This is a genomic window from Alcaligenes sp. GCM10023179 (assembly GCF_042653705.1).
GTDB classification, from domain to species: Bacteria; Pseudomonadota; Gammaproteobacteria; order Burkholderiales; family Burkholderiaceae_B; genus Alcaligenes; species Alcaligenes phenolicus.
On record NZ_JBHSIQ010000003.1, the window covers coordinates 113,538 to 136,583 of the forward strand.

General features: G+C 57.0%; 17 protein-coding genes. 13 read left to right on the forward strand and 4 right to left on the reverse strand.

Annotated features, from left to right (window positions below; genetic code table 11):
- The first annotated feature begins 2 nt into the window (after positions 1 to 2).
- The 10 genes from ACFPDR_RS14460 to ACFPDR_RS14505 all read left to right on the forward strand — a co-directional run bounded on the left by ACFPDR_RS14460 (position 3) and on the right by ACFPDR_RS14505 (position 13,555).
- Positions 3 to 2,573 carry a virulence factor SrfC family protein gene (locus ACFPDR_RS14460; RefSeq protein WP_170978591.1) on the forward strand — a complete coding sequence of 857 codons (2,571 nt, stop codon included), beginning with the start codon at positions 3 to 5 and terminating at the stop codon, positions 2,571 to 2,573.
- Positions 2,570 to 3,616: a hypothetical protein gene (locus ACFPDR_RS14465; RefSeq protein WP_239055317.1), complete on the forward strand. Its 1,047-nt coding sequence runs from the start codon at positions 2,570 to 2,572 to the stop codon at positions 3,614 to 3,616. The genes ACFPDR_RS14460 and ACFPDR_RS14465 overlap by 4 nt, the downstream gene beginning before the upstream one ends.
- A complete protein-coding gene (locus ACFPDR_RS14470) occupies positions 3,613 to 5,607 on the forward strand; it encodes a vWA domain-containing protein (RefSeq protein WP_203144941.1) in 1,995 nt (664 codons plus the stop codon). Before ACFPDR_RS14465 ends, ACFPDR_RS14470 begins: the two co-directional genes overlap by 4 nt.
- 1 nt (position 5,608) lies before the next feature.
- Positions 5,609 to 6,322 (forward strand): ABC transporter ATP-binding protein, encoded by a 714-nt coding sequence (locus ACFPDR_RS14475; RefSeq protein WP_083053868.1) that lies wholly within the window; start codon positions 5,609 to 5,611, stop codon positions 6,320 to 6,322.
- Positions 6,313 to 7,521, forward strand: a complete 1,209-nt coding sequence (locus ACFPDR_RS14480) for an ABC transporter permease (protein WP_251196333.1) — start codon at positions 6,313 to 6,315, stop codon at positions 7,519 to 7,521. The genes ACFPDR_RS14475 and ACFPDR_RS14480 overlap by 10 nt, the downstream gene beginning before the upstream one ends.
- Positions 7,511 to 9,067 carry a formylglycine-generating enzyme family protein gene (locus ACFPDR_RS14485; RefSeq protein ID WP_083053866.1) on the forward strand — a complete coding sequence of 519 codons (1,557 nt, stop codon included), beginning with the start codon at positions 7,511 to 7,513 and terminating at the stop codon, positions 9,065 to 9,067. The genes ACFPDR_RS14480 and ACFPDR_RS14485 overlap by 11 nt, the downstream gene beginning before the upstream one ends.
- Before the next feature lie 47 nt (positions 9,068 to 9,114).
- Positions 9,115 to 9,846, forward strand: a complete 732-nt coding sequence (locus ACFPDR_RS14490; RefSeq protein ID WP_035269133.1) for a hypothetical protein — start codon at positions 9,115 to 9,117, stop codon at positions 9,844 to 9,846.
- A gap of 5 nt (positions 9,847 to 9,851) precedes the next feature.
- Positions 9,852 to 10,358 (forward strand): hypothetical protein, encoded by a 507-nt coding sequence (locus tag ACFPDR_RS14495; protein ID WP_035269134.1) that lies wholly within the window; start codon positions 9,852 to 9,854, stop codon positions 10,356 to 10,358.
- A gap of 6 nt (positions 10,359 to 10,364) precedes the next feature.
- The gene (locus tag ACFPDR_RS14500; RefSeq protein WP_052159240.1) at positions 10,365 to 11,951 is read left to right on the forward strand and encodes a vWA domain-containing protein; all 1,587 of its coding nucleotides are present in this window, start codon (positions 10,365 to 10,367) and stop codon (positions 11,949 to 11,951) included.
- Positions 11,952 to 12,238: 287 nt separating this feature from the next.
- Complete coding sequence (locus ACFPDR_RS14505; protein WP_376911313.1) at positions 12,239 to 13,555, forward strand: DUF445 domain-containing protein; 1,317 nt, start codon at positions 12,239 to 12,241, stop codon at positions 13,553 to 13,555.
- A 164-nt stretch (positions 13,556 to 13,719) separates the two neighbouring features.
- Here ACFPDR_RS14505 and ACFPDR_RS14510 read toward each other — a convergent pair whose 3' ends face one another.
- Complete coding sequence (locus ACFPDR_RS14510; protein WP_376911315.1) at positions 13,720 to 15,375, reverse strand: methyl-accepting chemotaxis protein; 1,656 nt, start codon at positions 15,373 to 15,375, stop codon at positions 13,720 to 13,722.
- A gap of 286 nt (positions 15,376 to 15,661) precedes the next feature.
- Complete coding sequence (locus ACFPDR_RS14515; RefSeq protein ID WP_376911316.1) at positions 15,662 to 17,392, reverse strand: methyl-accepting chemotaxis protein; 1,731 nt, start codon at positions 17,390 to 17,392, stop codon at positions 15,662 to 15,664.
- A 405-nt stretch (positions 17,393 to 17,797) separates the two neighbouring features.
- Here ACFPDR_RS14515 and ACFPDR_RS14520 point away from each other — a divergent pair, with 405 nt between their 5' ends.
- From ACFPDR_RS14520 to ACFPDR_RS14530, 3 genes are all read left to right on the forward strand, one after another.
- A complete protein-coding gene (locus ACFPDR_RS14520; RefSeq protein WP_035269142.1) occupies positions 17,798 to 18,742 on the forward strand; it encodes an NUDIX hydrolase in 945 nt (314 codons plus the stop codon).
- Between the two features lie 94 nt (positions 18,743 to 18,836).
- Positions 18,837 to 19,736, forward strand: a complete 900-nt coding sequence (nadC, locus tag ACFPDR_RS14525) for a carboxylating nicotinate-nucleotide diphosphorylase (RefSeq protein WP_088452421.1) — start codon at positions 18,837 to 18,839, stop codon at positions 19,734 to 19,736.
- 22 nt (positions 19,737 to 19,758) lie between these two features.
- The gene (locus tag ACFPDR_RS14530; RefSeq protein ID WP_137431649.1) at positions 19,759 to 20,778 is read left to right on the forward strand and encodes a tripartite tricarboxylate transporter substrate binding protein; all 1,020 of its coding nucleotides are present in this window, start codon (positions 19,759 to 19,761) and stop codon (positions 20,776 to 20,778) included.
- A gap of 280 nt (positions 20,779 to 21,058) precedes the next feature.
- On the opposite strand, the gene ACFPDR_RS14535 is transcribed toward ACFPDR_RS14530, so the two are convergent.
- Complete coding sequence (locus tag ACFPDR_RS14535; protein ID WP_060186879.1) at positions 21,059 to 21,331, reverse strand: hypothetical protein; 273 nt, start codon at positions 21,329 to 21,331, stop codon at positions 21,059 to 21,061.
- Between the two features lie 203 nt (positions 21,332 to 21,534).
- Complete coding sequence (locus ACFPDR_RS14540; RefSeq protein ID WP_115634980.1) at positions 21,535 to 22,938, reverse strand: GntP family permease; 1,404 nt, start codon at positions 22,936 to 22,938, stop codon at positions 21,535 to 21,537.
- Positions 22,939 to 23,046: the final 108 nt, after the last annotated feature.

The window sequence follows — 23,046 nt, forward strand, 5'->3', positions numbered from 1 at the left end:
ACATGACGACCTTACAGCAGGATTTGTGCCAGGACTGGCAGAACGTATATCAAGGTGCCGGAGAGGCGATTGACTGGGTGATGCAGGCGCGCGCTTCGTCGCAACGCCTGAACGCACAGGCCGATAGCCTGGTGCTGGAACTGCGCCGTGCCCGCAATACCGCCCGCAGTCTGGGTGTGGTCTCGGGCCGCCCCATGACGATTGGTTTTTTTGGTCTGTCGCAGGCGGGCAAGTCTTATCTGATTTCCAGCCTTGCTGCGGGTGGCAATGGCCGTCTGGAAACCAATTACGGCGGTGAAACCATCGACTTTCTGCGCCACGTGAACCCGCCAGGGGGCGGTAAGGAGGCTACGGGTCTGGTAACGCGCTTTAGTCGCAATGCCACCGCAGGCCCTGATGCCTATCCCGTCGAACTGCAGATTTTCTCTGAAGTCGATATGGTGAAAATCCTGGTCAACAGTTATTTCAATGACTTTGACAAGGAACAGATCGGCTACACCTTTGCCGCAGACCGCATCAAGGCCCTGATCGAATCGCTAAAGAGCCGTGCCGGTGCCAATGATGCTGGTTTGAGCGCCGATGACGCCGTGTCCTTGTGGGACTACGTGCGCAGCAGCTTTGGCAATACCACTCGCTTGCTGGACAGTACGTACTGGCCGGAGGTCATCAATCTGGCCCCTGCCTTGCGTCTGGAAGACCGGGCACAGCTGTTCTCCATCTTGTGGGGCGAGCAGACTGAGCTGAGCGAGCTTTATATCGGCCTGGCCAAAGTGCTGCAGGCTCTGGGTCACCCCAGCAAGGTTTACGCACCACTGACAGCGCTGATCCGTCGCGAAGGCGATGGCTTTGTGCAGCAAGACAGCATCATGAACGTGGATGTGCTCGAATCGCTGGGCAGCCCCACGGAGAAAAGCCTGAGCGTCTTGCCCGTGCGTGAACAGGATGGCCAGCCCGTCGTTGCCGCCCAAGCGGTGGAAGTGCCTTTGGCTCATCTGGCGGCGTTGACGGTGGAGCTGACTTTCCCCCTGATTGGTGAAACCCAAGGCGGCGGCGTGGACAAGGTCGATCTGCTGGATTTCCCCGGTTACCGTGGTCGCCTGAATATTCGCTCCGTGCAGGACGCCGGTGCGGCGTCGGAAAGCAGTGGCGGCAACCCCGCCTCGCAACTGATTCTGCGTGGCAAGGTGGCTTATCTGTTTGAGCGCTATACCGATCAGCAGGAAATGAACGGTCTGGTCATGTGTACCGCTTCGGACAAGCAAAGCGATGTGAAAGATGTAGAGCCCGTGCTGACACGCTGGGTCCATCGCACTCAGGGTGCCACGCCGCAGGAACGCCAGAACCGTAAAGTGGGTCTGATGTGGGCCATCACCATGTTCGACAAGCGTATCGGTGCCTCCCTGATTCAGGACGACGCCCAGGTACGTGACAGCTGGGACGGTCTGATGAAGATGAGCTTCAAAGAGCGTTTCGGCCACTGCGAATGGTTGCAGCAATGGCGTCCGGATCAGCCCTTCTCCAACACCTTCCTGGTGCGCAAGCCCGGCATGCCCACACCCTTTATTGATCTGGACACCGAAAGCCGGGAGCTATCCATTACGGCATCCGTGGCCGACAAAATGGATCGCATGCGTGGCAGCTTTATTGAAAATCCGCTACTGGCGCAGCAATTAAGCGATCCGGCCGAAGCCTGGGATGCCATGCTGGCCTTGAATGATGGCGGCATGCAGCGTTTGCGTGCGTATGTGGCTCAAATCGGTGGTCTGGACTTCAAGCTGATGCGCTTGCAGGAACAGTTCCGCAGCTTGCATGACAGCCTGGTCAAGAAGTCCCTGCATTCCTGGTACAGCCAGGACGGCGATCAGCAATCGGTGGTCAAGGAAGCCCTGGCCAAACAGTTCCGGGAGGAGCTGCCTGCTTACCGCGCCATTGTGGGCGAGCTGCTGGCTGCGCTGCACCTGCCGCAAGATACCTTGCGGGATCTGTTCCTGAGCCTGGGTTCCAGCAAGTCCGAGCCGGACGAGCCGGGCGTTCTGACCCAGGAGCAGCCCTTCGAGCAGCAGTACGCCGATCTGGTGTACCGCAGCTGGGTCAGCCAACTGCGCGAGTTGCCTGCCAGTCGTACCAATCAAAACGTGCTGCGTATGCCGGTGGACTTGCTCTCCAGCCTGGTTGAAGAGCTGATTGTGGCCTCGGACCGTTGGGCCTTGCGTGACAAATTGCTGGCTGTGTTGACCAAGCGCCGCCAAAGCGGTGTGCGTCGTGAGCGTCTGGCCGATCGCCAGGTTTGCAATGTGGCCATGACGATCAGCGAGTTTGTGACCTGGTTCTACCTGAAAGGCGGCAGCGACGACTTCTTCAAAAGCCCCAAAGCCTTTGCCCAGGATGGCATGCCGGTCCTGCCGGCAGAGCCCCAGGATCACGGCGCAATTTTCTTTGAACAATGGTTGGCCGCTTTGGCCCATACCACTTTGCATAACGCCGGTTATGAAGGTGGCCGCGAACTGAGTCTGGAACAGAATCAGGCTTTGGGACGCATTCTGGAACGATTTACTGATAAGAGCGTGGCATGAAATTAAGATTTAGTTTGCAGGCTTTGGAGCCCGCGGTCCCTGGCCGCGCTCGTCTGTATGTGCGGGATCTGGATGAAGAGCTGGACCTGGGCGAATACTCGATCGCCATTCAGCGCAGTCAGAACAGCTATTACTTGCACTCGGCCCAAAGCTGGGATGCGTCCTTGCGCTGGTTGCCGCAACAAGGCTGGACCGAGCATGAAGAAGGAATTGCCGTTCTGCTGAACGCTGACATTGTGGATTCGCTGCTGGCCAATGCCAGTGATGCGTATCAAATCACTCTGGCCGATAGCACTGGCGAAGAGCTGGGTCGCAGCCCGCTGAAGCTGGACAAGGCGATCTTGCCTTCCACGGCCGGTGGCAATGCCCAGGCCATGGAATTGACCATGCCGGCAGCTGCTGCGCCCGAGCCTCCCGCTCCGGAGCCAGTTGTTGAAACACCGCCCGTGGTTGAGGTGGTGGAACCTGTGCCCGAGCCCGAGCCGGTCAAGGTAGAAGCACCTGCTCCCAAAAAGGAGACGGTTGCTCCTGTCGCGCCTCCCGCCAAAAAAGGTGGCATGGCCAAATGGATCGTCTTGCTTGTTCTTTTGTTGATTCTGGCAGGCGCTGCAGGCTACTGGTTCTACAGCCAATCCGCCAAGGGCGACAGCCCGGCCGTGCCCGATGCTCCAGAGTCCAGGCCTGCAGTGGTGGAAACAGACAATTGCACCATGGACAAGTTGGCAGACCGTCCCGGCCTGCAATTTGTGCAAGAGTGCGTCAAGGAGAGCAAAACCTCCGAGCAATGGCTGGCCGTAATCGAAGAAGCCAAAAAGGCGGAACAGTGTGACGTGGCCCAGCGTTTGTACGTGAACAAGGCACAGTCCGGTGATGTGAAAATTGCCATGGCTTACGCCCGTGAGTACGACCCCAAAGATCACCAGGCCAACACCTGCTTTAGCAAGCCCAATCCTGCTACCGCTGCATATTGGTATGAAACCGTCTTGCTGTCCGAGCCTGATAACGCGCAAGCCAAGGCCCGCTTCCAGGAGTTGAGTCAATGATGATGCGTCCCCTTGTTCGATTCAGTTTGCTTGGTGCTCTCCTGTTGGGCGCAAGCCAGGCACAGGCCGCGGCTCCCTTGCTGCAAGAGGGCAAGAAGACGCTGTATCAACGTGTTCTGACCACACCTTCCTGCCGCCTGTTCTCTTCGGAAACGGATCAGCAGGGCAAGCCGGTTCCTGCGTTCAGCCGCTTTTACATTTATCAGCGTACCGAGCAGGGCGGGGCAGAGCGCGTGCAAGTTGGCCCGGATAGCCAGGGAAAGACCGTAGGTTGGCTGGACAAGGCCTGCACGGTGGACTGGAAAATGCAGTTGACCCTGGCCTTCACCAATCCGGCCAACCGCGATCGCATGCTGTTTTTCAAGGATCGCGCCTTGCTGGAAAAAGTGCTGGACACGCCAGACCCGGCCACTTTGGTGGCCCCTATGCGCCAGGCTTTGCGTAAGGACTCGCAAACAGAGGGCGTATTGGCGCAAGAGCCCGAGTACTTTGTGGATGTGCAGGAACAGTTCTACCTCTTGCCCGTTTTGAGTGGCGAAGAGGTCATGACTGAAAACGGCTTCCGTACTCGTTTGCTGAATGTGGCGTCTGTCACCAAGCACACCGCAGATCAGAAAGAGCCGGAAGCCGCTAAACAAGAATCTGAGCAAACCCAGGATCAGGACGCCGCCCAACGCACGTCCCAGATCAAGGGCTTTAGTGCGGCCGTGGTCTTTGTAATTGACTCCACCATTTCCATGGACCCCTACATTGATCGCACCCGCGAGGCCGTGCGCAAGGTCTATAGCAAGGTGGAAGAGCAGGGCTTGTCCGATCAGGTCAAGTTTGGTCTGATCGCGTTTCGCTCCAATATGGAAGCCGCGCCAGGGATCGAGTATTTGACGCATGTGTATGCGGACCCCAATACCGTAACCAGTAGCGAGGACTTCTTGTCCAAAGTGTCGGACTTGAAGCAGGCCAAGGTATCCACCGTTGCCTATGACGAAGATGCCTACGCGGGCGTGCTGGAAGCGCTGGACAAGGTGAACTGGAACAATTTCGGCGCACGTTATGTGGTGCTGATTACCGATGCCGGGGCGCTGGAAGGCAATAACAAGTACTCTTCGACCGGACTGGACGCACCGCAACTGCGTATTGAAGCGGCCAAGCCCGGTGTGGCGATTTACACCCTGCATTTGAAGACACCATCGGGCAAGAACAACCATGCCAAGGCCGAAGACCAGTACCGAGAGCTGTCCACTTACGGTGGCACACAGACCTCGCTGTACTACCCGGTTAATGCCGGTGACGTGAACCAGTTCGGCAAGATGGTCGATAATCTGGCGACCGCGCTGACCGAGCAGGTCAAAGTGGCTTACCAGGGAGGGGATGCGATTGGCAGTGCGGCGCGTGCCCAGGAGACCGGCGACACCACCACCGACCAGATGCTGACCGACGCCGAGCTGATCGGCCATGCCATGCGCCTGGCGTATTTGGGCAAAACCACGGGCACCACCGCGCCTGAAGTGTTCCATGCCTGGATCAGCGACCGGGACCTGGTGCGCCAGAACATCCCGACAACCGACGTCCGTGTCTTGTTGACCAAAGCCCAACTAAGTGACTTGAGCGATGTGGTCAAACAGATTCTGGATGCGGCTAATGAAGGCATGATCTCGCCCACTGATATGTTCAACCGCCTACGTTCCGTAGCAGCGGCGATGGGGGCGGACCCCAGCACCCTGAAACAGGAAAAGGGCACCAAGCTGGCCGAACTGGGCCTGATGAGCGAGTACCTGGAAGATCTGCCTTACCAAAGCGCGGTGCTGACTTTGGATGAAGATACCTGGACCAGCTGGGATGCCTTGAGCCAGGAGAAATTCATTCGCGATCTGAGCACCAAGCTGCGCCACTACGAGCGCTATAACGCCGATGCGGATCGCTGGGTGTCCTTGGCTGAAGGCGCGGATGCACGTGATGACGTTTATCCCGTGCCTTTGGAGATGATGCCCTGACATGCTCCGCATTCAGCAGCTAGAGGTCTCCCGGGGGCAAGGCTCCCACGCTTTTCGTGTGCAACTGCCCGAGCTTGCTCTGGACGCAGGGCAGATTGTGGCCGTAACCGGCGTCAGCGGTTGCGGCAAAAGCACCTTGCTGGAAACCCTGGGGCTGCTCCTGCGGCCCGCTCAGGCCCAGGTTTTCACCTTGGGTCAAGAGGCCAGGGATATCAAGGCCTTGTATGCCAGCGGGCGCGAGTCTGAATTGGCCCAATGGCGGGCCAGGAACCTGGGCTTTGTGCTGCAGAACGGCGGCTTGCTGCCGTACCTTTCGGTTTGGGAAAACATGGTTTTGCCGCGCCGCTTGCTGGGCTTGCCGATCAAGGCGGACCATCTGGATGCGGCCATTGCTACCCTGAAACTGGAGCGGCTACTGAATCTGTACCCTTCAGCCTTGTCGATTGGGGAACGACAGCGGGTGGCCTTTTCTCGCGCTATTGCACATGCTCCCGGTCTGGTGCTGGCCGATGAACCTACTGCCGCTCTGGACCCTGAAACGGCTCATAATGTGTTCCAGCTGTTTTTCAGTCTGGCCAAGGAGCTGAACTTGGCGGTCTTGCTGGTCTCTCACGATTGGGACAGCTTGAGCCAGTTCGCTATTCCACGCTTGCAAGCCAAGCTGGAACCGGGCTTGAGCATTTTTGTTCCCGAGGTTGCCGCCCCATGTTTGTAAACGTCTTTCGTCTGGCCTGGGCCGACTTGCGTTTTGACTGGCGCATCTCGTTTTGCATGGTTGCAGCCATGGTGGCCGTAGTGGCCCCTTTGCTGCTGCTTTTTGGCCTGAAGCACGGTGTGGTCACCCAGTTGCAGGAGGAGTTGCTGCAAGATCCGCGCAATCTGGAAGTGAAGATGTTGAGTAGCGGCAGCTTTGACCAAGCCTGGCTGAACACGCTGCGTGAAATGCCCGGCGTGGGCTATGCCATTGGCATGACGCGCTCCTTGAATACCCAGGCAGATCTGCGCCTGGACCGACGCCGCTTTCTGGAAAATGTAGAAGTACTGGCCAGCGCACAGGGCGATCCCTTGTTGCAAACTCAGGCCCGTGACTTGTCTCCCAATGAAATCATCCTGACTCAGGAAGCCGCCCGTCGCTTGAATTGGACAGCGGGCGAGTCCGTGTATTTGCGCCTGAGCCGCCGTTTGGATGGACAGCTGGAGCAGGGCAATAAAGCCATGACAGTGGTGGATGTGCTGGCGGAACACCGCTATTCGCGTCCCGCCGTGTTCGTGGCCCCTGAAACCTTGCTGGCTCTGGAATACGCCCGCGATGGTTTTCAAATCCCCGACTTTTCCCTGCTGACTGGCAAGCCTTTGGCTGCCGATATGCCCGTGCTCTACGCCCGCGCCCGTGTCTATGCCAGCACGATTGATCAGGTTGGCGAGGTGGCACACGGACTGGAGCAGCAAGGCATTCCGGTCGCCAGCCGTTACGCCGATATTGAAAACGTGCGTGCTATCAACCGGGTACTTAGCCTGATCTTTGGTGTGATTGCCCTGACCGCCATCGTGGGCTGCGCCGCCTCCTTGGGTGGGGCCTTTTTGGCGAATGTGGATCGCAAGCGCAAAGATCTGGCAGTCCTGCGTTTGCTGGGTATTGATAGCGGTGGCGTCATCCGCTACGTGCTGATTCAGGCCATTTTGCTAAGCCTGATCGCCTATGCCTTGGGACTGGGCCTGTATGGCCTGGGCAGCACCTTATTCAATCAACTACTGGTGGGAGATGGCCTGCAGACGGACTTCGTGTGTCGCATTACCGTAGCCCATGCCCTGTACGCCTTATTGATGGTGGCAGGGTTGGCGTGTGTGGTGGCGGCGATCGGAGCCTGGCGGGCCGTTCGTGTTCAACCTGCGGAGAGTTTGCGTGAAATTTAAACCTTTGTTCAGTGCAGCCAGCTTGCTGCTGGGTTTCAGCGCTGTGGCGCAGGCAGCGCCCTGGGACGAGAAGTACTACAACCCCAAGCCAGCCGAAGGGGATGTGGTTCTGCCCATGCCTTGCGAAGGCGCCATGGTATTTCGTCGCGTGGCCGTGCCCGTGGCTGGACCTTTAGACGATATGCGAGTGGTGGTAGGACAGGAAGCCGAGGAATGGGGCTATATCGAACACAAGCGCCCCGAGTTCATTGCAGGCAGCTTTACCGATAGCAAGGCGGGTTCGTCGCGCTACTACTTGATGGCCAAGTACGAACTGAACAAGTTGCAGTACCAGGCCTTGACCGAGGCCACTTGCCCTACGCCCAAGAACAACTTGGTGGTGCCGCAGACCGACATCAGCTGGATGGATGCGGTGCATTTCTCCGATCTGTACAACCAGTGGTTGCGCGAGAACGCCGCCGACAAGCTGCCCAAAGAGGATGGTTTGGCCGGTTTTGTACGTCTGCCTACCGAAATTGAATGGGAATATGCCGCCCGCGGCGGCTCAGCCCTGTCCTCGGCCGAGTTCCGTGATGTGCGTTACCCCATGCCTGAAGGCATGAATGACTACGAGTGGTATGCCGGTGCCCAGTCCTCCAATGGAGCGGTTCAGTTGATGGGACGGCTCAAGCCCAACCCGCTGGGCCTGCATGACATGCTGGGCAATGTAGACGAGATCATTCTGGAGTCTTTCCGCCTGAACAAGCTGGATCGTCAGCACGGACAGGCCGGTGGCTTTGTGGTGCGTGGCGGCAATTTCCTGTCCAAGCCCGAAGCACTGCGTTCTTCGGCTCGTAAAGAGCTGGCGTACTACGGACCTAAAGGACCAACAAAAGCCAAAACAACCGGCATGCGTCTGGCCCTGGTGTCGATTGCCTTGACCTCACGCGAGCGTGTGCAAGCCATCGAAAAGAGCTGGCAAGCCCTGGGCACCGAGCAAGGCACGGTGAACCCGAATGAGCCAGCAGAAGAGTCCGCGGTGCAGCGCCTGGGCTCCTTGGCCAGTACGCTGGAGGACGACAAGCTCAAAGCCCAGTTGAAGCAGTTGGAAGGGGATTTGCGGGCGGCCAATCTGCGTCAGGAAGAGATGCGTGACCAAGCCATTCGCGCCAACCTGGAGCTGGGCTCGTTTCTGTGCACCAAGCTGAAAGACGATGTGCTCTTCGTAGAATTGCTGCACCGAAATTACGATGCCTTGTGTGAAGCCGATACGGACGACAAGCAATGTGCCAGCCGCAAGGTGAAGTTGGACGAACAGGAAGACCGTGTTGCCAAATTGGCCCGCTATTATGCGAGCAATTTGATTGACGCCTCGTCCTTGTATGGCCTGAATTTGCTGGAAAAACAGGTGCCGGTAGAGCGCCAGATGATGGAACAAAACAAGAGCCTCAGTGCCTTGAAACCCTACCTGGAAGTGCATTGGAAAAATCAGAAGGATTATCTGAAAACAGATGCCATTGATATCAATGCCTGGAAAAACAGTTGTAAATCCGTGCCCAACTCGTAAAACACGAGTCAATAAAAATAGACGTACTTCAAATGGAAGAGGAAGTTATGCAACACGTGCGCCGTTTTACCCCTAGAACTTTGCTGGGCAGCCTGATGCTGGGCGTGGCCTTGCTCTCGGGTTGTGCCAGTACTGGCAGTAGTTTGCTGGGCGGTACCCAGGCCGATGACCGTCTGACCAGTGGTCAGGATGCGAAATTCTTTAGCCGCTCGGGCTTTCAGGCGTGTGCTGGTGCTGCGGCAGTGGGTGTGCTGGCTTGCATGTTGTCCAACTCCAGCAATAAAGCGGCTTGCGCGATTATTGCGGGTGTGGCCGCTTGCGGTGTCGCCATGGGGACCAACTACTATCTGGACCAGCGTCGCACGGAATACGCCAATACCTCGGATCGTCTGGCCGCCATGCAGCGCGACGTAGAAGCCGATACGGCCAATATCATTGAGCGTACCAATACGGCTCAACAAGTGATTGCTGACGACAAGCGGCAGATTGCTGAAATCGAAAAGCACATGAAAGAAAAAACGATGGAGAAAAAACAGGCCGAGAAGCAGTTGGCCCGTATCGATAAAAATATCGAAGTGCTCAATCGTGATCTGAAAAACATGAACGAAAAGGTCAGCCTGTACCGCGACGTGGCCGATGCTGAACGCAAGGACGGGGGCAAGAAGTCCGAAGTCCAGCGTCTGGATCGTCAAATTGACCAGATGAATGTGAAAGTGGCCGTGCTGCAGAAAGAAGTAGACGACCTGTATTCCATGCGTTCCGCCGTTACTTTGGGTTAAGGATTATGCGAGTATTTCTGCGTTGGACCCCATTGGCAGCCAGCCTTTTGCTGGCCGGTTGTGCCACCACCATGAGCGAATGCGATCCTTCTGATCAGGACGCCGGCTTTTTTACCAAAATCAGTTGCGACACCTCGGGTGCGTATCGTCAGCATATTGATGCGCGCGAACAAAGCCTGCTGAGCGCTCAGGAAGCCAATGCGCTGTTTCATCAGGTTTACAAGGATATTCAGACCCAGCAAAGCCTGAGCAAGGCCAGTCTGGCCCAGCAGCGTCAGGCCCAAACGGCCCTGAACCGTTCGATGGGGCAGCTGGTTCGCAGTTTGCAGGCCAGCAAAGGCAAGGAAGCCGGTTTGCAAAACCAGCTCAAGGACCTGGATAAAGGCCTGAAAGACGTGAACCGCTCTACCGAAGACAATAGTCCGGCCGCGATCGCCCAAAAGCAGCAGCAATTGCAGAAGCTGCAAAAAGACGTCAGTCGCCTGCAGTCCAGTTTGGGATACGACGAGTAAAAGCCTATGCAGCGCGTCATTCTTGATTCGGTTGGACCATCCTCGGCGTATCAGCAGCATCAGCATGCGCTCAATGTACTGAAACGCCAGGACGAACCCTTAACGCATCTGTTTTCCACCTATCAGGCTGATGGTTCCGAGACCACCGCCTGGTGGACGGGCATGCAGGGCCAGGCCGTGCCCAAAAGTAGCTTGTCTGCGGCACAGCAACAGGCTCTGGATGCGCGTTACCAGCAATCGCTGGACCGGATCGAGGTCCTGAGCCGCCAGCTGCAAGAGCAGGGGGCGACGCAGGACGCGCAAGCGCTGCAAGCTTTGCTGAAAGACGTGTCGGCCAAAGGCGCGGTTTACAGCGTAGGCGGCAAGCCTTTGCTGCTCATGAGCGAGAACCCGGCGCTGTCGCCCGAGCCCTTGTTCGAGTCCTATCAGAAGCGGGTGGCACCACCACCGCCTGTGTCTTCTGCGGTGCCTGCGGCAGCAGCCGTGGGGGCAGGGGCTGCGGCGACGACTGTGGCCACCTCCAAAGGTCGTCCGTGGCTGTGGTTCTTGTTGGCTGCTTTGCTGGCTTTGTTGCTGGCGCTGTTCTTGTCCTGGTGGTTCAAGTGGCCCCCAGGCTGGTGGGATAAAGATGTGGTTCCGGTAGAGCCACCCGCTGTGGTCAAACCCGATCCCGTAGTGGAAGAGCCTGTTGTGCCTCCTGCTCCACCGCCAGAAGAGCCGGTGACGCCTGTTCCTGAACCGGAACCCGAACCAGTCAAAATAGAGCCTGCGCCCGAGCCCGTGGTGGAAGAGCCGCCTGCGCCGCCTCCTGCACCGGAGCCACCGCCCAAGCCCGAGCCACCACCCAAACCTAAGCCTGAACCCAAACCGGGTCCCAAGGTGTCGTCTGATCCTAACTTTGTGTGTGCTCAGGACGAAAAGGGGGAGGTACTCAAGCCCGAGGTCTATATCATTTTTGATTCCTCCATGTCCATGTTGCTAAGCGTCAATGCCAAGATTCAGGACGAGGAGTGGTTCTTCAGCCAGGATCTGGACGATATGGGCTCCTGGAGTGATTACGCTACCCAACGTGCTCGAACCTTGTTTCAGGGCACCTCGCGTATCGATGCGGCACGCAGTGCTTTCTCCAGCATGGTGGACAGTTTGCCGGCCGGGCAGGATCTGCACTTGGTGACCTTTGCGCAGCAGTGTGCAGCACCCAATTACCAGGGCCGCTTTACGACCGCACAGCGTGGACGCTTGAAGAGCTTGATCCAGAATATCGAGGCCAAGGACAGTACCAACCTGGTGCAGTCCCTGAATCTGGCGGCCAGCCGGGTCGATGGGGTGAACCGGGATGCCTTGATCGTCTTGTTTGTGGATGGCAATGACGGTTGCGATCAGGATATTTGTGCCGTGTCGCGCAGCATTGCGCGTGCCAAGCCACGTTTGCGTATCAATGTGGTGGATATCACCGGCCAGGGCTTGTCGGCCTGCGCAGCAACAGCAACCGGCGGGGTCACACTGGCTCCCAAGCAGTCTGGTCAGATTGCCAAAGCCCTGCGTGATGCCACAACGGACTTTGTGAAGCGCGCCGAGCAAGCCTGCAAGTAAACACATAGCTTGTTGATGTGCCGTGATCAGCCTGGGTTCGCCCAGGCTGATTCGTTTCTGGACAGGCAGAAAAAGACAGGGTCACAATAAGGGCCTGGTGACTATGTGTGAACCTGCCAAGAGGGCTGAGGTCTGGCTCTGTCCGTGTTGACCGTCAGTGATGCCTAGCTTGTGATGAGATTTCTGTGGCAGAACGGGAGGTCTGAGGCCTGGAATTGTTTTCCCCGAGACTTGGCTCCGCACTATTCAATACCGCTTTTGCGCTGAACTACGCATAGACTGTGGAAATGTCTACATCGTCCTCTCGCCCTGAATCGCCCGAACGCCGCCTGCGTCGCATGAAGCGCAGCGCATTGGCTTTGCTGGCGCTGACTATCTGCCTGTTCCTGCTAAGCCACGCCATGATGCGGCAGGGCGAGGCGGCGCCCATTGCCGGATTTTGGCCCTGGCTGCGTGCCTTTAGCGAGGCCGCCACCGTCGGTGCGTTGGCAGACTGGTTTGCCGTCGTGGCCTTGTTCCGCCACCCGCTGGGCCTGCCGTTTCCACATACTGCGATTATTCCCAACAAGAAAAACAGCCTGGGTGAAAGCCTGGGCGTCTTTGTACGCGACCACTTTCTGGATTCCGCCATGCTGCTGGAAAAGCTGCGCAGCCTGGACCCGGCAGCGCGTTTGGGGCAGTGGCTGTCGCAACCTGAACAAAGTGAACGTGTCAGCCGTGCCTTGCAAACCGCCATGGGCGAGGCTCTTCGCTTGCTGGACGAGCGCAGCGTTAAACAAGCACTGACCGATGGCGTACGTGGTTACTTGATGCGGGTGGACATGGCCGGTTCCAGCTCCCAGATTCTGGGCTTGTTGACGCGCAATGCCCGACACCAGCGCCTGCTGGACGAAGTCTTGCAGCAATTGGGTGGCTATTTGTCCAACGAGGCAGTCAAACAGCGTGTGGCTGATGTATTGGTGCGCTACGCTCAGCGGGAGTGGCCCAAGCTGCTGGCCATGGTCGGGGTAGTGACCTCGGTAGACGAGTTGTCGGGCAAGATGGCCGACCGTCTGGCGCGGGCTCTGGTGGATGAAGTGCAAACCATTTTGAGCGAGCCCGAGCACCCCTTGCGCAAGGATTACGAGCAATGGGTACACGACTATATCCAGCGCCTGGGTCAGGACCCGGACTTGATGGAGCAGGTAGAGGCGATCAAGCAGCGCTTTTTGCACCATAAAGATGTGGGTGAGTACATTGATGGCGTCTGGACGGACGTCATGCGTGTTGTACGCAATGATCTGGCCAAAGAGGATTCGTCTGTGGCGGCCCATCTGCGTCAGGTGGCGCAGGATTTGGGGACACGCTTGAATACGGATGCGATGCTGCGTGAAACCTTGAATGAACACATGCTGTCCGCAGCAGCGGGCCTGGCCGAGCAACTACGTGAAGGGGCCAAAGACCATATCTCGCGCACCGTGCGTCAATGGGATGACAGGCAACTGGTGCGCGAGCTGGAACTGACCGTAGGCACGGATCTGCAATACATACGCTTTAATGGCACGGTGGTGGGCGGTTTGGTTGGCGTAGGCCTGCACGCGATTCTGTTACTGGGTTTGGTCTAAAAAGAGCCTGCCAGATCAGCGTCCTGTCAGCGCCTTGGCCGTGCTTGGAAAACAGGGCAGAGCATTTCTGACCCGAGTGGGCTGAATCCGCAGCCTTATCGAGGCAGGAGTAGGAGGGGGCGGGGCAGCGAGACGCTCAGCGCTTTGCCCCCACGGCTTTCTTATCAGGCAACTTTCAGCAAGGGAACTGGCTCCTGGGTGGCATTCGGGTCGGGGGCGTAGGTAGAACGGCCAGTCGACCCCGTATTCAGAAGCTGGATGGACAGTTTCAGCTCTTGTGCCTGACGGCTGAGCTCATGCACTGTCACTCCCAAATTTCGAGCCAGATCGGCGTTGTCATTGGTATCGCTGTCCATGGTGGAGACAGCGTCGTTAATCTGCGCCAAACCGCTGGCTTGCTCATTGGAGGCCGTGGAGATTTCGCTGATCAGATGCGTCACATCGGAGACGGACTGCATGATTTCATCCATGGTAGAACCGGCCCGTTTGGCATGGTGGGCGCCGGTTGCCATGCGCTTCAAGGAGTCTTCCACCAGGTTCTTGATTTCCCCGGCGGCCTGCGCACTTTTCTGCGCCAGACTGCGTACTTCACCGGCCACGACCGCAAACCCTTTGCCGGCCTCGCCCGCACGGGCGGATTCCACGGCGGCGTTCAGTGCCAGAATATTCGTCTGAAACGCCAGCCCTTCAATAATCGACACAATATCGCCAATGCGCTCGGAGCTATTGTGGATGTCCTGCATGGTGCTGACCATGTCCTGCACCACTTCGCCCCCACGCCTTGCGGTAGACAGGCTTTGGTCGGCCAGCTGATTGGCCAGCCTGGCATTGTCCGCGGTCTGCTGCACATTCATGGTCAACTGCTCCATATTCGCGGCCGTGCGCTGCAAGGAGCCCGATTGGGCGGCGGTACGGTGGGATAGTTGGCGGTTGCCGTCCTCAATTTGTGTGGACACATCCAGCGAGGCCTGTATGCCCTGATGCACATCGCGGGCAAGGCTCAGCAGGCTCTTGCGCATCATGTCCATATAGAAATACAGCTGTGCAATTTCCTGGCTACGGGTGTGTTGCGGGTTCAGGTCGATCAGCAGATTGCCCGTCGCAATTTGTTGAGCAATATGGGTGGCACTGTGCAGGGGCTGCATCATGCGCTGGGTCACGATCCAGCCGTAGGCCAAGGTGGCCAGACTGAGCACCCCCAGCGAGGCCAGCCCGGCGGTCAGATAGGTGCCGGATGCGCCACTGCCCAATAGCAAACCGACGCTCAAGGTCACCAGGCTGCCCGTCAGAATCCCGAAGCGTAGCAAGCTGGCGCGCAGGCTGCGGTTCAAGGGTTGGAGCAGGGTATTCAGGGCAGAGCGCCAGCCTCTGGCTTGCAACTGACCTTCATGTAGACGAAAGCCGCGTAACCCTTGCTGCTGGATGGAGTGGTACAAATATTCTGCTTCCTTGATCTCTTTGGGCTGGGCGCGTACCCGTACCGAGGCATAGCCATTGACGCGGCCATTCTCTATTAAAGGAATGACGCGGGCTTTCACCCAGTAAAAGCTGCCGTCTTTGCGGCGGTTCTTGATCAGCCCCGACCAGGATCGTTGTTGCTTGAGGGTCTGCCATAAATCCTGAAAAATCACGGCCGGCATGTGGGGGTGACGCACGATATTGTGGGGCGCCCCGATCAGCTCATCATGGCTGTAGCCGCTAACCTCGATAAAGACCGGATTGGCGTAGATGATGCGCCCCTTCAGGTCTGTTTTGGAGATTAAATAGGTTTTCTCGGGTACCTGTGTTTCATGAGACGTAATGGCTTGGTTTTCACGCATGATCTGGCCCTGTTAAAGACGTAGGCGGAAAAGGACAGATCATTATGTTGCATATTGACTCAATTTTGTTACCTGGTATTTGTATTAGAGTCTAAATGTGTCAAGGTAATGACAAGCAAAATCCAGGGTTTCAGAGCAAGGTTGCCGTAGTCTACTTCCTTGATTTTATTATTAATTATTATTTTCAAGTATTCCGGGTATCAAAACCGATCCCGGAATTATTGTTTTGTCTAGTTGTCAGTTTTATCAGGATCAGCAGAGCCGCTGCCGATCCTGATTTTATGGTTTAGCGGCGAATCGCTTCCAGGCGGGCATTCGCTGTTTTGGCACTTTGAGCCTGAAAGGGCTGCGTGTTCTGGTAGGACAGTACCTGCATGGTGGGAGCCTTGCTCAACTGAGCCAAAGCAGGAGCACTTTGGTTGGAATCGACAGAGCCGGTATTCAAGGCCTTGATGGCATCGGCCAGCTCGGAGGCTTCGGAGGCCAGGTCGCTCATGGTGTTGCCCAGATCCTGTACCAGGGCGGCATTCTGCTGGGTGACCCCATCCATCTTGGCCATCGCTTCGTTGATCTGATCCAGACCGCTGGCCTGCTCGATCGACGCGGTGGAGATCTCGCCAATAATATCCGTGACACGTTTTACCGAGTCCACGACCTCGCCCATGGTGGCGCCTGCGCGGGCGGCCTGTTCGGCACCCACGGCCATACGGCTTACCGAGGCATCAATCAGGTTCTTGATCTCGCCAGCAGCTTGGGAACTCTTCTGGGCCAGACTGCGCACTTCACCGGCCACCACCGCAAAGCCACGGCCAGCCTCACCGGCACGGGCCGATTCCACCGCCGCGTTCAGCGCCAGAATATTGGTCTGGAAGGCAATGCCTTCAATGACGGTGACGATATCGCCAATGCGGCGCGAGCTGTCGTGAATGCCTTGCATGGTCTGCACCACTTCATTGACCACTTCGCCGCCACGCTGAGCAATCTGCATACTTGCATCGGCCAACTGGCTGGCCTGATTGGCGTTATCGGCGTTCTGACGCACGGTTACCGTCAGCTCTTCCATGCTGGCGGCGGTTTCCTGCAAGGACGCGGCCTGATCTTCGGTGCGCGATGCCAGATTGGTATTGTTGACTTCCAGAATGCGGGCCGTATGGATAGAGGCATCAATTCCGGTGCGGGCATCACTGGCAATTCCCACCAGACTCTTGCGCATCAAATCCAGACAGAAGTAGAGCTGGCCAATTTCCGAATTGCTTTCGCTGGAGTTGATGTCAATATCCAGCTGCAAGTTGCCGGTGGCAATCTGCTGGGCGATCAGGGAGGCCTGGTCCAGAGGGCGGATTACACGCTGGGCAATCAGCCAGCCGTAACCCATCATCACGGCACTGGCCAGGCACAAACCACCTGTCAGCCACAAACCCGAGCCTTGAGGTACGCCACCTGTCAGGGCGAAGTACAGGGCGGTGCCGGTCGTGGCCAAAGCCAGGGCGCCCATACGGAACAGGCTGGCACGCAAGGAATTGCTGAAAGGGCGGCGCAACTGACTCAAGGCCTTGCGCCAGCCGGTAGGCACAGCACGGCCTTCATGCAGGCGCACACCTTTGGCGCGGCCTTCATTAATGGCGGCGTACAGGCTTTCGGCCTCGTCGATCTGTTCCTGGCTGGGTTTTACGCGCACCGAAGCATAGCCAGCGACGGTGCCATTTTCGTAAATAGGCACCGCCATGGCGTACACCCAGTAAAAACCACCGTCTTTGCGGCGATTCTTTACCACGCCCATCCAGGGGCGTTTATTTTGCAAGGTGTCCCAGAAGTCCTGGAAGGCCTCGGGCGGCATGTCGGGGTGACGGACCAGGTTATGGGCCTTGCCAACCAGCTCCTCACGGGTGAAGCCACTGATCGCAATAAAGGCTGCGTTCGCGTAGGTGATCCGACCTTTCAGGTCGGTCTTTGAAATAAGGTACTGATCGGCCCGGACGCGAACCTCGTCCTGGGTAATGGGGAAATTCTTACGCATTCATCATCCTGGAGGAGAACAACAAAGGGGACGCGGGGGGCCGTCAAGCCCGCATGGGCCATGCAAAAACGGGGCATAGGCTTCTGTCTGTCCGTGATCGACCTGAATTGTCAGAAACCTTCTATTTTTGCGAATGGCGGAGCAGAACAAAGCGTGAAACTGTTGTCTGATCCGGCCTCTGACTGAGCGCTTGCTTGTCATTTATGGCAAACACATACAGTTCGAACGCTTAACGACAGGCAACTGAATTTCTTTAGGCTTAGATGTTCATGGGTCATAATTTGATCATCTGAAAATAAGGTACCCACTGTATTTTCGGGTAGCGCCCCTGCCGCCCGCCGGAGCAGGGCGGGCCTCGCTTATAATCCGCCAGATGCGCGCTGGCGCGATTCAGAAGGAGAATATGTGATCGATACGCAGGAACCTGTAGTCAGTGCTGAACTGGTAGCTGTTTTAGTAGCTGTCAGCGACGGCGAGCCCCGTGTCTTGACCACGGACGCCGGCCAAGCCTTGCCCGCCGGGCCGTTTCAGCACACGCACCGTTCTTTGCAAACGGGGCTGCGCGATTGGGTGGAAACCCAAACCCATCACCCGGTGGGGTATGTGGAGCAGCTGTATACCTTTGCAGACAGGGATCGTTTTGACGCGCAGGGCACGCGTATTGTGTCGGTCAGCTATGTCGGGCTGACGCGTGAAGTGGGCCAGCCGGATGTGGCCCAGGTGATCTGGCAGGACTGCTACCGTTACTTCCCGTGGGAAGACCGACGCGATGGTGCACCGGACATTATTCAGAAAACCATTGTGCCTGCCTTGCTGGACTGGTGCGAGCAGGACGAATCCTTGCGGGCCTTGCGCCGCCAGCGCGTCAATTACAGCTTTGGCCTGGAAGGGGCGATCTGGAACGAGGACTTTGTTTTGCAGCGTTACGAGCTGCTGTATGAAGCGGGCTTGTTGCCCGAGTCCTGCCGCCGTCGCCAGCGTGAACAGCAAGAGCTGGGCAAGCATTACGAGCTGGGCCTGGGCATGCGTCACGATCATCGCCGTATTCTGGCCACAGGTCTGGCGCGTCTACGCGCCAAAATCAAATACCGTCCTGTTGTGTTTGAACTGATGCCGCCAGAATTCACCTTGCTGCAGTTGCAGCAGGCCGTGGAAGCCCTGGCAGGGCGGGGACTGCATAAGCAGAACTTTCGCCGTTTGATTGAACAGCAAGCCCTGGTGGAAGAAACCGGCGCCATGAGTGTGGGTGGTTCAGGCCGACCCGCCAAATTGTTTCGCTTTCGTGGAGACGTTTTGTTTGAACGGGCCATCTCGGGCAGTAAATTGCCGCTGGCGAAACAAGCGCGTTAAAAAGCGGGCCTATGGCTTGACAGTGCTTATGCTCAGGAATAGCATAAATGCACCGTGCCATTAGGCCTTATTTTTAGCGATTTAAATACTCATAATGAGCATAATTAATGCCCCCGAGCCGACAGCGCAAGCTGCAGAGACACGAGCTCACCGTATTCCTTCCTTGCCCGACGTCATCCTGGAACCCTTGGTGCGCGCCACCTTGCAAGAAGACTTGGGTCGCGCTGGTGATCTGACGACGGACTCCATCGTTCCCGCAGCAACGCGCACGCAAATGCGCCTGGTGGCCCGCGAGGATGGTGTGTTGGCTGGCCTGGATCTGGCTCGTCTGGCCTTTACCTTGCTGGACCCTACGTTGCGCTTTGAGGCTCAACTGCAAGATGGCGATGTCCTGACTCCGGGGGCGCAGATTGCGGTCATTAGCGGCTCGGCCCGTTCCATGCTGACGGCAGAGCGCTGCGCCTTGAATTTCCTGGGGCATTTAAGTGGCGTGGCATCGGCTACTGCCTCCATTGCCCGCGCGATTGCGCCTTACGGCACTAAAGTCACTTGCACCCGTAAAACCATGCCTGGTCTGCGCGCTGTGCAGAAATACGCAGTTCGAGTCGGGGGCGGCAGCAACCATCGCTTTGGTCTGGATGACGCGGTACTGATTAAAGACAACCACATTGCCGTTGCCGGGGGCGTCAAAGCCGCCGTGGAAGCAGCCCGTGCTTATATTGGTCATCTGGTTTGCATTGAGGTGGAAGTCGATACCCTGGAGCAACTGGACGAAGTGCTGGAACTGGGTGTGGATAGTATTCTTCTGGACAATATGGACACCGCAACCTTGACCGAGGCCGTGGCCCGCGTCGCAGGCCGAGCCAAAACAGAAGCCTCTGGTCGTATCACTCCGGAAACAGCCGTAGAAATAGCCCGTTGCGGTGTAGACCGAATCGCAGTGGGCTGGATTACGCACAGTGCCCGTGTGCTGGATATTGGTCTGGACGCTTGAGTAGAGAAACGTGTTAGCTGTCATGGCGGGTTTTCAGGTGGGGAAGCGGGCGGCAGCAGCCACCTTGCTGGGAATGGTGGCGCTAGGCTTGGGTAATCCAGCGGCGCAGGCAAGGGAGGTGGCAGCCGAGCAGGCTGTGAAATATCCCCTCAAGCCGATTACCGTGATCGTCACCTTTCCGCCTGGCGGCGGGACCGACTTGCTGGCCCGCAAACTGGGCCCCAGGCTGGAAAGAGCGCTGGGCCAACCCGTTATTATCGACAACCGACCTGGTGCCAGCGGCAATATTGGTGCGCGGGCGGTAGCTTATGCCCGCGCTGACGGCTACACCTTGCTGATGGCCAATAGCTCTTTTGCCATCAATCCTGGCGTATTTCGTAACCTGGGCTTCAAACCCAAAGAAGACTTTGCGCCGATTGCGAATATAGGATTTGTGCCCTCCGTGATCGTGACTGGACACGGCTCGGATATTCAGAATCTGGAACAAGTTCTGGAGCAGCAGTCCGAACCGGTCTTGGCTTATGCGTCCTGCGGAAATGGCACTCCTCAGCATCTGGCCGGAGAGATGCTCTATGACTTGCGAGGCACGGCCTTGCTGCATATCCCGTATCGCGGCTGCGGCCCCGCTTTGAACGATGTGGTCGCGGGCCAGGTGCCTTTAGGCATTGTGACCTTGTCCAGCGCGGCTACCTTGATCGAGTCCGGACACTTGCGCGCCTTGGCCGTCACCTCTGCCCAACGCAGCCCCGTTCTGCCTAAAGTGCCAACCGTGGCTGAAGTCAGTCATAGTGATTTCGAGCTGGACCAATGGCACGGCCTGTTGGCTCCGTCTCACACGCCTGAACACATTATCAATACGCTGAACCGCGTCGTGCAAAAAGCCCTGACGGACCCGGCCATGCAATCGCAATTGCTGGCATTGGGTTATACGCCGCAAGAAGGCAATGAATCAGCACAAGCCAGTGGCTTCAAGGCCATGATCTGGAACGACATCGACCGATTTGGGGCTTTGGCCTACAAGATTGGTTTGCAGGTGGATTAGGGCGGGTAGGGCCCTGCTTTGCGGACTCGTTGACTCCTGGAACGCAAGCGACGGGTTTTCCTCTGATGGTGTTCCGGCACCCGCAGGCATCAGATCATGCGGCAATATGCCCAGTTTCTATATGAATCTTATTGGCCCCTCAGACAGTTTGAGGCCCAGGCAGCTGTTTGGGCTTACCTGGGTCAATATCTATAGAGAGACGAGGGGCAGATAGCTGAGCTTGTGTCTGTCTGACAGTCGGTCAGTCGATTGTGAACTCACAGATAAACCCAGCTTCTATTTAGAAGAAGCTGTCTTCACTGGGCGCCTCAGGAACTGGCTGAGTCGCAAACCAGTGTTTTTCCAGCAGCAGGGTATGCGTTAAACCATCCTTGCTGCAGTTGGAATCGATCTCGATCTGGCCGCGCTGGCTGCCATCCGCATTGAAATTGTCGGCCTCTACCTCGGCAGCAGCAATGTAAGCCTGCAGGTTCAGATCAGGCTGACCACGATCCAGAACAAACTGACGAATCGCTTCAGTGCCTAACTCATTAAGGGTGTAGGTGTAGTTCATGGTGTGCTCCTGATTATTGACCTGGATAATACGGGACCATCTGCCTGAATCCTAGCACGCTCAGGGCCGATGTCGGATAGCAAAGCGTTACGGGTTTTCGCGGAAGAAAACGAAACACGCTTGTGGTGATCTGAGGTCAAAAAAAGCAGCTATGCGCGAATCTGCACATAGCTGCTTATATAGAGCTTGTCTCCTAAACTTGCTTAGAAGCTGCCAAAAATCGTACCCAGCGTAATCACGGTGATCAGCGCAAAGATAGGAGCAGCCATTGTCACCATGGCGATATTGCCATAGGACTGACGGTGGTTCAGCTTGCAGATGGACAGCAAGGTAATGATCGCGCCGCAATGGGGCAGGGTATCCAGACCACCCGCTGCCATCACCGCCACACGGTGCAGCAGTTCAGGGCTGATGCCAGCTTGCTGGGCCATCGCCAAATAATCCGAACCCAACGTCTGCAAGGCAATACTCAAACCACCTGAAGACGAGCCTGTAATCCCGGCCAATGTCGTCATGGCGACTGCTTCCGAGATCAGTGGATTGCCAGGAGCCACGTTCAACACAAAGTCCCGAATAATCGCAAAGCCTGCCAGGCTGGCAATTACCGCGCCGTAACCAACTTCAGAGGCGGTATTGAACAAAGGCAGCATGAAACCAAACACGCCTTTGTTGATGCTTTCACGCAGACTCTTCCAGTGACCCAAGCGGCTGATGATCAACACCAGGTTCGCGGTAATCAAGGCAATAATCAGTGCCCACAGACCCGTAATCTTGGCGGGATCAACCTGAGGGAAACGCTCGGCCATGAACTCGAAGTTCGTGCCGGGGAAAATCCCATAAGTGAACAAGGCATTGACGCCAATCACCAGAATCAGCGGCAAGATGGCCAGGAAGATAGGCATGGGTTTCTGACCATGCGTGCTGTGATCGTCGCTGGCATCGAAATGATCCTGACCGTGATCGCCATAGGTTTCACCCTTGGCTGCTGCTTTGCGCGCACGCGACTGCAGCCACCACAAGCCGCCCAAAGCCATGATCAAACCACCAATAATCCCCAGCCCAGGTGCAGCAAACACGTTAGTGCCGTAGTAAGGAATAGGAATCGCGTTCTGAATGGCAGGCGTGCCAGGCAGAGCAGTCATGGTGAAGGTAAAGGAACCCAGTGCAATTGCCGCAGGAATCAGACGCTTGGGGATACCCGCTGCGCGAAACAGATCCTTGGCAATCGGATAAATGGCAAAGGCCACCACGAACAAGGACACACCACCATAAGTCAGTACGCCGCACACCATCACAATGGTGGCAATAGCATGACGATGCCCCAGCTTGCGCGTAATCCACTGAGCAATCGCCTGAGCCGCTCCGGAGTCCGCCATCAACTGACCAAACAAGGCACCTAACAAGAAGATGGGCAAGAACTGAAGCACATAGCCGCTAAGTGCGCTCATGAAGGTGGAAGTGTAGATGGGCAACAAAAACCCGGAGTCCCCCGAGAGCAGCACAGCCAGAGCGGCCATCAAGGGAGCCAGCAACAGAACCGTCACCCCCCGATAAGCGAAGAACATCAGCAGCAAAAGCGAGACAACAATAGCAAGCGTACTGGCCATAAACAAAGTTCCTGTGGAAAGTCCGGATCACGGACGTCAGTCAATTAACAAGGACGGATCAAACGCCAAGCAGGCAGTGTAGCAATAGGGGATGACAAACAGGCTTGA

Coding starts and splice junctions, on each gene's coding strand:
- ACFPDR_RS14460 (WP_170978591.1), top strand. CDS start 3: ATGACGACCTTACAGCAGGATTTGTGCCAGGACTGGCAGAACGTATAT.
- ACFPDR_RS14465 (WP_239055317.1), top strand. CDS start 2,570: ATGAAATTAAGATTTAGTTTGCAGGCTTTGGAGCCCGCGGTCCCTGGC.
- ACFPDR_RS14470 (WP_203144941.1), top strand. CDS start 3,613: ATGATGATGCGTCCCCTTGTTCGATTCAGTTTGCTTGGTGCTCTCCTG.
- ACFPDR_RS14475 (WP_083053868.1), top strand. CDS start 5,609: ATGCTCCGCATTCAGCAGCTAGAGGTCTCCCGGGGGCAAGGCTCCCAC.
- ACFPDR_RS14480 (WP_251196333.1), top strand. CDS start 6,313: ATGTTTGTAAACGTCTTTCGTCTGGCCTGGGCCGACTTGCGTTTTGAC.
- ACFPDR_RS14490 (WP_035269133.1), top strand. CDS start 9,115: ATGCAACACGTGCGCCGTTTTACCCCTAGAACTTTGCTGGGCAGCCTG.
- ACFPDR_RS14495 (WP_035269134.1), top strand. CDS start 9,852: ATGCGAGTATTTCTGCGTTGGACCCCATTGGCAGCCAGCCTTTTGCTG.
- ACFPDR_RS14500 (WP_052159240.1), top strand. CDS start 10,365: ATGCAGCGCGTCATTCTTGATTCGGTTGGACCATCCTCGGCGTATCAG.
- ACFPDR_RS14505 (WP_376911313.1), top strand. CDS start 12,239: ATGTCTACATCGTCCTCTCGCCCTGAATCGCCCGAACGCCGCCTGCGT.
- ACFPDR_RS14510 (WP_376911315.1), bottom strand. CDS start 15,375: ATGCGTGAAAACCAAGCCATTACGTCTCATGAAACACAGGTACCCGAG.
- ACFPDR_RS14515 (WP_376911316.1), bottom strand. CDS start 17,392: ATGCGTAAGAATTTCCCCATTACCCAGGACGAGGTTCGCGTCCGGGCC.
- nadC (WP_088452421.1), top strand. CDS start 18,837: ATGAGCATAATTAATGCCCCCGAGCCGACAGCGCAAGCTGCAGAGACA.
- ACFPDR_RS14530 (WP_137431649.1), top strand. CDS start 19,759: ATGGCGGGTTTTCAGGTGGGGAAGCGGGCGGCAGCAGCCACCTTGCTG.
- ACFPDR_RS14535 (WP_060186879.1), bottom strand. CDS start 21,331: ATGAACTACACCTACACCCTTAATGAGTTAGGCACTGAAGCGATTCGT.
- ACFPDR_RS14540 (WP_115634980.1), bottom strand. CDS start 22,938: ATGGCCAGTACGCTTGCTATTGTTGTCTCGCTTTTGCTGCTGATGTTC.